This is a genomic window from Streptomyces sp. NPDC032161 (genome assembly GCF_040636995.1).
Classification (GTDB): domain Bacteria; phylum Actinomycetota; class Actinomycetes; order Streptomycetales; family Streptomycetaceae; genus Streptomyces.
Genome location: NZ_JBEZVN010000052.1, coordinates 21230 through 27229 on the forward strand (window position 1 = coordinate 21230; position 6000 = coordinate 27229).

6 protein-coding genes and 1 pseudogene are annotated in these 6000 nt (G+C 69.2%); 6 read left to right on the top strand and 1 reads right to left on the bottom strand.

What is annotated here, in order from left to right; all coding sequences use genetic code 11:
* Positions 1-33: 33 nt before the first annotated feature.
* The 5 genes and pseudogenes from AB0E67_RS34060 to AB0E67_RS34080 form a co-directional block, all read left to right on the top strand.
* Positions 34-1212 (top strand): annotated as a pseudogene (locus AB0E67_RS34060) (IS256 family transposase); the annotation flags it as partial.
* 221 nt (positions 1213-1433) lie between these two features.
* The gene (locus AB0E67_RS34065) at positions 1434-2849 is read left to right on the top strand and encodes a hypothetical protein (protein WP_362034345.1); all 1416 of its coding nucleotides are present in this window, start codon (positions 1434-1436) and stop codon (positions 2847-2849) included.
* A 45-nt stretch (positions 2850-2894) separates the two neighbouring features.
* Positions 2895-3476: a cytochrome P450 gene (locus AB0E67_RS34070; protein ID WP_362034348.1), complete on the top strand. Its 582-nt coding sequence runs from the start codon at positions 2895-2897 to the stop codon at positions 3474-3476.
* The gene (locus tag AB0E67_RS34075) at positions 3464-4309 is read left to right on the top strand and encodes a cytochrome P450 (RefSeq protein ID WP_362034355.1); all 846 of its coding nucleotides are present in this window, start codon (positions 3464-3466) and stop codon (positions 4307-4309) included. Before AB0E67_RS34070 ends, AB0E67_RS34075 begins: the two co-directional genes overlap by 13 nt.
* 73 nt (positions 4310-4382) lie before the next feature.
* Entirely contained in the window at positions 4383-4697 is a 315-nt protein-coding gene (locus AB0E67_RS34080) for a hypothetical protein (RefSeq protein WP_362034358.1), read from the top strand.
* Here AB0E67_RS34080 and AB0E67_RS34085 read toward each other — a convergent pair.
* A complete protein-coding gene (locus tag AB0E67_RS34085; protein ID WP_362034361.1) occupies positions 4678-5187 on the bottom strand; it encodes a hypothetical protein in 510 nt (169 codons plus the stop codon). The genes AB0E67_RS34080 and AB0E67_RS34085 overlap by 20 nt on opposite strands.
* A 149-nt stretch (positions 5188-5336) precedes the next feature.
* On the opposite strand from AB0E67_RS34085, the gene AB0E67_RS34090 reads away from it, so the two are divergent.
* On the top strand, positions 5337-6000 hold a 664-nt coding region (locus AB0E67_RS34090; RefSeq protein WP_362034363.1), incomplete at its 3' end, for an IPT/TIG domain-containing protein.

Below are 6000 nucleotides of genomic sequence, written 5' to 3' on the forward strand. Positions count from 1 at the left end.
CAGAAGCCCCTTCAATGTCCTGTCTGGTCCACCCGGCCGGTGTCCACCTCCGGCAAGGAAGGCACCATCAGCATGACCAAGCGGGTGCTGGAGTCGGCTGTGGAGGGCGAGATCACCGATCACGTCGGCTACGAGAAGCACGACGTGGCGGGCAGGGACAGCGGCAACAGCCGCAACGGCACCCGGTCGAAGACCGTGCTGACCGACGTCGGCCCGGTGGAGGTGAAGGTGCCGCGGGACACGGCCAGCACCTTCGAGCCGCAGATCGTCAAGAAGCGACAGCGCCGCCCGCCCGGAGTCGACGAGATGGTGCTCCCGCTGTCCGCGAAGGGGCTCACCCACGGGGAGATGTCCGCGCACCTGGCCGGGGTGTACGGGGCGGACGGGTCCAAGCAGACCATCACCACGATCACGGACAAGGTGATGGAGGGCATGGCCCAATGGCAGTCACGTCCGCTCGACCGCGTCCACCCCGTGGTCTTCGTGGACGCCATCAACGTGAAGATCCGTGACGGCCAGGTCGCCAACCGTCCCATCTGCATCGCCATGGCCGTCACCGTCGACGGCACCCGCGACATCCTCGGCATCTGGGCGGGCGACGGCGGCGAGGGCGCCAAGCACTGGTTCCAGGTCTTCACCGAGCTCAAGAACCGCGGTGTCGAGGACGTCCTCATGCTCGTCTGCGACGGGCTGAAGGGCCTGCCCGACGCGGTCGAGACCGTCTGGCCCCGCATGGTCGTGGAGACCTGCATCGTCCACTTGATCCGCAACAGCATCCGCTACGTCGCACGGCAGGACCGGGACAAGGTCGCCAAGGACCTTGGGCCCGTCTACACCGCCCCGAGCGAGGCCGCCGCCACCGAGCGGTTCCTGGAGTTCTCCGAGAAGTGGGGCACCAAGTACCCGGCCGTGATCAAGTTGTGGTCCGACGCCTGGGCCGAGATGGTCCCCTTCCTCTCCTTCGACGTCGAGATCCGCAAGGTGATCTGCTCGACGAACGCGATCGAGAGCGTGAACGCCCGCATCCGCAAGGCCGTCCGGGCTCGTGGTCGCTTCCCGTCGGAGACCACCGCGTTGAAGTGCGTCTACATGGCTCTGATGAGCCCGGACCCCACCGGCAGGGGCCGGCGCCGCTGGACGATGCGCTGGAAGGCGCCGTTGAACGCCTTCCAGATCGCCTTCGAAGGCCGCCTCACCCCCGCCAGCCACTGACACCCAACCAACCAAGATCAGCCGTTAAGTTGACACTCCCGCGGGCATGGCAACCGTGGCTGAGAGGCACTCGCTCGTACGAGGGGTTTGGCAGTGGATGCATGCCGTGACGGCGGGGGAGACGGTGACACTTCACCGGGGCTGTTTGTGGTGACGTTTCCTCTGAGGCCTCTTGTTGTCCCACCCGGGTCGCGTTGAGAGCGAAAGGGCGTTGTACCGCCATGGAGACCGCGTTGTTCGGAAAAGGCATCTACGACGGCGGTGGTGATCTGGCTGGCCGGCTGCGGGCTGACATGGACCGGATCTTCGAGTTGCGCCGCCGATGGAGTCCGGATCTGGCTGGTCGGCTCTACGATCCGGGGTGCCCCGTCGGCCGTTACGACAAGCCCAGCCGGGGCCTCGTCCTGGCGGAGAACACCCCGCCTGCACAGGCCTGGCACACGGCCGCTGCCCTGGAGCTGGCCGTAGACGCGCCGGCGCGTCTGGCGCTGGGCAGCCCCCACGAGCCGGTCCTCACCGTGTTCAAGGAGTTCTTCCCGGTGCCGTCCACGGACTTCTGGCGCGGCGTGGCGGAGCAGCTCTACGGGTTCGCCTGGTGCGTCGTCGACCAGACCCGGCTGTGCCCGCAGTGCGTCCATGGCTCGGCGGCCGCTTGCGTCTACGGCGCCTGGTTCGACTACCACCACTTCACCGCGGAACTGTTTGATATCGCCGAGGACAGCTGTCGTGAAATGGCCGCCTACATCGACCATGTGCACCGCGACCATGCTCCCGGGTCGCGGGAGCGTGCCGTCATGGACGCCTGGATGGCCTGTCTGCAGGCGCTTTATCTGGACGTGCTGCACCCAAAGGCGTCGCAGATCGCGGTGGGTGAGGACAAACGGCGCAGCATTCGGTACCGCACGGTGAACTCCGCCGGCCGGGCCCTCGCCCTGCTGACGTCGCTGGAGCGGCCGGACGGGCTGTTCAGTGACCAGCTCGTCGAGGCGGCCGGGTTCGCGGGCATGGCCATGCACGATGCATTCGACCGGCGTCATGACAACGCCGCCCACGAGAGTCATAACTTCTTCACCCTGCTGAGCGTCCACAATCAGGCCGAGGGCCTGATTCCGGTGCGGCGGTTCTGTGTGGACCTGTGGGCCTGGGCGATCGACCACGACATGCTGTGGCCGATCCTGTTCGCGGGCCGGATCCTGATCTGGAACGTCTATGTGACGCGCTATCAGACTGCCCTCCTGCTGGACCACCTCGCCCCGCCGAGCGGTATCGCAGCCTGCGCCCCCTACGCCGACGCCGTACTCAACCGTATGAACCCGGGGCCGCGCGCCGCGCGCCCCGACGACTACTCGGTCCGCGGGACGTGCCGCGACAAGGCCGCCTACGACCGCCTTGTCGACGAGTGCCTGGAGCACTTCGCGGAATGCGCCGGCTGCGGCGGCTATGAGGCGGCTGGCTGGCAGGAGCGCACGGCTCGCCTGGACAGGGGGTACGGGCGCAAGGCGGCCGGGGACTCCGCTTGCGTGGACCGGATGGCCGTCTTCACCATCCTCACCCAGCTCGAACGGGTGTGGTGGGCCGCCGACCCGACCGCCCGCTACAAGCGCCCGACCGGCCAGTGGGATCCCTACCTCGTCTGACCCGGTCGCCAAGACCACCGAGGCACCGCCGCAAAGGAAGCACACATGACGCCCCCCGACAACGATGTGGCAGAGCCCGTCCGGCCGCAGGCGCACCTGCCCCCGAGCACGTACACGATGAAGACTGCGCCGGGGGCATGGCCCCTGCTCGGACACCTGCCGCGGCTGCTGCGCGACCCCTTGGCGTTCCTGCGGTCCCTGCCTGCCGATGGCGACCTGATGTGGGTGCGGATCGGCCCGTGGCGGGCAGTGGTTGTCTGCGACCCCGGCCTGACCCGCAGGGCGCTCCTGGAGGACCGAGCCTTCGACAAGGGCGGCGCGTTCTACGACAGGGTCCGGGAGGTGGTGCGCGACGGTGTCCTCACCTGTCCGCACCAGGACCACCGCCGACAGCGGCGCCTGGTCCAGCCGGCCTTCCGCCCCACCCAGCAGCCTGGCTACGCCCACGTGATGACCAAGCACATCGATGCGCTCGTCGGCTCCTGGCGTGACGGTGAGGAGATCGATGTCCTGACACAGATGCAGAGGCTCACCACCCGGATCGCTGCTGAGACCATGTTCGGGGCCTTACCTCCGCGACCACCGACGCCGTCATCGAGGACCTCGCCATCGTCGTGCCTGGCGTAGCACGCCGCCTGCTCATGCCGCCACTGCTGGACAGGATCCCGTCCCCCGCCAACCGCCGCTACGACAGAGCCCGCCGACGGCTGCGCCACAGTATCCGCCAAGCCGTCATCGACTCCCAGACCGCCGGCACCGGCGAGAGGGACCTGATGTCGATGCTGGCGACCCTGCACGGCACCACCCCCGTCCCCGAAGCCCAAAGAACGCAGGACCCGGCCCTGTCCGACACCGAGCTCGTCGATCAGGTCGTGACACTCTTCCTCGCCGGAGTGGAAACCCTCGCCACCGCCATGGCATGGGCCCTGCACCTGCTGGCAGAACATCCCGCCGTCCTGGAACGGATGCACACCGAGGTCGATACCGTCCTGGCCGGACGCACCAGTGCCGCCTACGGGGACCTGCCCGGCCTGCAGCTGACCGGCCGGGTCATCACCGAGGCCCTGCGCCTGCGCCCACCACTGTGGATGGCCACCCGCACCACTCCTGCCGAGGCCGAACTCGGCGGCCACCGCATCCCGGCCGGCACGAACGTCGTCTGGAGCCCCTACCTCCTCCACCACCGGCCCGACCTCTTCCCCTCCCCCACCGTCTTCGACCCCGACCGCTGGAACCCCCAGCACAGCACACCACCCTCACGCGACGCCTGCATCCCGTTCGGCGGTGGCGCCCGCAAATGCCCCGCCGACGCCTTCGCCGTCACCGAAGCCACCCTCACCCTGGCCACCATCACTGCCCGCTGGCACCCCCACCCCCTCCCCAGCATCAGGACCACCCCCACCCCCCGCGCCACCCTGACCCCACACCCACTACGCCTACGCCTGACCACCCGCCACTGATCAGCGGCCCGATCCGTTCGAACGGGGCATCGGGAGCCGCCCGGGGCACCTTGCCCATGTCAGCGCGGAGCCGATGGTCGCACGTGCCGAAGCGGCCGCCGAGGCTCCCGACGAATACGCCCGGCTCACCCCGCGTCAGCGCTCGGCACGCCGGGTGGCGCGCATGCTGCTGGCCGCGCAACCGGACCTGCCGGCCAACGAGATCGACCACGAGGCCGTACCGCTGACCGTGGTGATGGAGCGGCTCGACGTCTCCCAGACCACTGCCGGCGACATCCGTAAGGACGCAATGGCGCTACTCCTGTCCGGCTACGGACGCCAGGACGCCGCCGCCGATGCGGCCTACGAACCCGCAGACGCGGGATCCGTCAATGTGAGCGAAGGATGAGACCGGCTTCGACCAGCTCGTCCGAGAACGCCGCAACTGCTGGGCGCTCGGCGCACGGCACGCGCGCGTGGCCCAGCTCGACCAGGACGACGCGGCGTTCGACGTGGAGTACGAGCAGGTGGTGGCCGAGGCCGAGCGCCTCCTGGAATACGATCGCCAACTGCCAGCCCGGCTCGCCGAACCGCAGCGCGAGCGCAGCGAACGGTTCGTCCGGTGGTCCTGGCGGGGACAGTCCGCGCTGGCCGCCGTACTGATCGGGGCCGTCTTCCTGCTGGGGAACACCGCGTGGTGGCTGGTGCTCCTCGTACCGCATCTGCTCGCGACGTTCCGGGGCTGGAACACCGCGGTCACCGCTGACCGGCACGACCACCAGCGTCGGGTGGCGATCGGCCTCCACCTGCTGGGCCTGCTCGTGGCGCTGGTCAGCCTCGGAGTGGCGCGCCTCCGGCCCCGACGCTTCGACACGAGCATCGAGCGCATTGACAAACACCCTGCCCCCATAGCTTCCTACTGCTCACGCCCCGGGACCCTACCGGCGGTGTGTCCAAGACCCGGAAATGGCGCCGCGCGCCGGGGACCGGCACTGACCGCCTCGAATCGGCGGTTCCCCCCGCTCCATTCTCGTTTCAGGAGGCGTCCATGCCGCCCGTGGTCAGTTTCGTCAACCCCGCGCAGCGGCCTGTGTCGGGTGGTACCACGGTCGTCATCACCGGTACCGGTCTCACGGGCGCCACGGCCGTCCGTTTCGGGGCCGCCAACGCCGTTTCCTTCACGGTCACATCAGCCACGCAGATCACCGCAGTCACCCCTGCCGGGAGCGCCGGCCCGGTTGCGGTGACGGTTACCTCTCCAAGCGGGACCAGTAACGCCACGGTCACCGTCACCTATACCGCCGTTTCGCTCCCCACAGTGACCGGCCTGTCGCCGTCCAGTGGCTCCACGAGCGAGGCCGCGCCCGCCAGTGGCGCGGCCTTCGTCAACAGCGCGACGCTGTACCGGCGGGCCGGCTACCGGGTCGAGGTCGTTGTCCTGGCCGTGCGCGCGGCCGACTCCCTTCAGGGAACCGCCGGCGTTTCACCACCACGGCCGGGCACGACACCCACTTCGCCGCTCTGCCCGACGTGGTCGCCGCCGCCGAGCAGACCGGCGTGGCCGACGCGGTCACCGTGCTGCGGAGGGACGCCACCGCCGTCTACCGCAACGAACGCGCCCCCGTTACCTTTTTCGTGGCCCCGCAATGGGGTGCCTGGCCCCCGGGTCCGGTATGGCTGTGTGCCCCCTGTCGAAGTGGATGACCTGGGGG